The organism is Plesiomonas sp. (assembly GCF_051650925.1).
Classification (GTDB): domain Bacteria; phylum Pseudomonadota; class Gammaproteobacteria; order Enterobacterales; family CAMTGL01; genus Plesiomonas.
Genome location: NZ_JBOFRH010000484.1, coordinates 1 through 1,948 on the forward strand (window position 1 = coordinate 1; position 1,948 = coordinate 1,948).

The following is a 1,948-nucleotide window of genomic DNA, read 5'->3' on the forward strand; positions in this document are numbered from 1 at the left end:
GCCGCCAACCAACTACGCCGCATCTCCCGTAAATTTGCCCGTTGCGTATCGTTCAGTGTTTCCTGTTCGGCATGTGTCAGCCATTCGTTAACCTGAGGGGCGGTGAGGGTTTCATGCATCAATACATCGAGCTCGGCCAACGCTTCAGAGCGTGCTGTATTTCCCTGAGTTGGCATCATGGTGTGTTGATCCCAACCGCATATTGCGTTGAGATGAGCAAAGCGGTGTAGGCGGGTAAATACCGCTTCAGCATTTTGGTATGCTGTTGTCATTATTGTTATTCCTTCAGATTTTAAGCAGGATAAAACATGATAACTGCCCGTGCTTAAACGTACGCAGAGGCTTAATACAAGATAAAATCATGCTATGGTATAACACATTAAGCAATCCTTGAGGATAGAGCAGAATGGCAAATGTAAAGGGAACCGTAATCGGGCTAAGTTTGGCTGCAATTGCGGTTGCAGGGGGGCTTCAATACTACACGGCATACACGTTTGATCAGCAATTGGCACAGGTCAAAACACAATTGCAGGATAATAAATCCGTTACGATCACCGAAACATCACGCACATTGTTTAGCCGTAACATCAACGTGAAATGGGTGGTTGAGCCACAGGCTGCCGGTGCTGATCAAAATGCTGCTGTCGGGCCGGTTGAAATTGTTGCAGATAATGCCGTGACTTTATGGCCACTGCATATTCAGGCTGATACCCGTCTGCTGTCTGAAGGTGTGGTCGCGGAAATTGAAAAACTCAGCGGTAAGCCATTGCCGTTTTCTATGCACTCATCCTACACGTTAGGCAGCAATGTCAACAGTGAGTTCTCTTTAGGGCTGGTGGAAGCAAAAGATGCAGGTAATCATATTACGCTGCAACCGGCCTCAGGCACGGTCACTTTTAACCCACAGCAGGAAACTTTAGCGTGGAACAGTCAGTGGCAGGGCGGTGAATTAGTCAGTACCGAAGGCACAACATTTACGGTCGGGGCGATAGACGCACAAGCCTCACAGCAACAGATAGATGGCTTGTGGTTTGGAACGAACAATATTGCTATTAAATCTATTAATAGCCAGACACCACAAGGCCAGATGTCGGTCAGTGATATGAAAGTGATCACTGATCAGAAAAACAGCGGTAACAACCTCGATTTTAGTTTAGATGTCACATTGGGTGAATATGCTCTGCAAAAACCGACACACTTTTCGGTGAGTGATGTCGTGCTCAATACCACCGTTACTGGGTTGAATAAGCAAGCGTTACAGCGTGCGGCCAGTAAAACAGAGATGACAGAGCAGCAGGCTCAGGCGGTCTTACTTGAGTTGCTAGGAAAAGGTGTGACACTTTCGATCAATAAACTCAGTGCCAAGATTGGTGAGGGTGCGCTTGAAGGCAAAGGTGTTATGCAACTTCCTGCCGATCGTGCAACCCCGACAGACTGGGATGCACTGCTTTTACCACTGACTGCCGATGCGCAACTGAGTGTTGATGAGAAAGTCTTTATGAAGCAGCCCCAGATGTTGCTGATGTTACTGCAATTCTCCAGCCAAGGTTGGGTAACGCAAGCTGAGGGTAAACTCAATACCGCGGTGACTATTCATGATGGCATGCTGTCGGTCAATGGTAATGAAGTAACACAGTTGTTCTGATTTCCATTCGAAAACAGTTTATCGCTTTACCTGCGCACCTTATGGTATCAATGCATACTGAGGTGCGTTTTTTTATGGCTATTTTTAAGCCGCACGCCCGTGTTCGTATTGACGATATGATGATGTCAGTTGGCTATAAATACAGAAAAATAGAGTGAAACAGAGTTAGAATAATAGATATTTATTGGGAATATAAAGCGAAAGGATTTAAACAAGAGATTAAGCAGGATTAGAACCCAAAGTGGCGGAGGAGGTGAGATTCGAACTCACGAACGCTTTCGCGTCGCCGGTTTTCAAGACCGG

The 1,948-nt window shown here is 46.4% G+C and carries 1 protein-coding gene and 1 pseudogene; one reads left to right on the forward strand and one right to left on the reverse strand.

From position 1 onward, the window contains the following. A pseudogene (locus ACRC27_RS11780) lies at nt 1–272 on the reverse strand (carboxypeptidase M32); the annotation flags it as partial. A 134-nt stretch (nt 273–406) separates the two neighbouring features. Between ACRC27_RS11780 and ACRC27_RS11785 the strand changes: the two are divergent. Then, nucleotides 407–1,645: a DUF945 family protein gene (locus ACRC27_RS11785; protein ID WP_438639944.1), complete on the forward strand. Its 1,239-nt coding sequence runs from the start codon at nt 407–409 to the stop codon at nt 1,643–1,645. Nucleotides 1,646–1,948: the final 303 nt, after the last annotated feature.

What these genes read in the sequence shown, in the direction of transcription:
- ACRC27_RS11785 (WP_438639944.1), top strand. Translation starts at nt 407, where the DNA reads ATGGCAAATGTAAAGGGAACCGTAATCGGGCTAAGTTTGGCTGCAATT.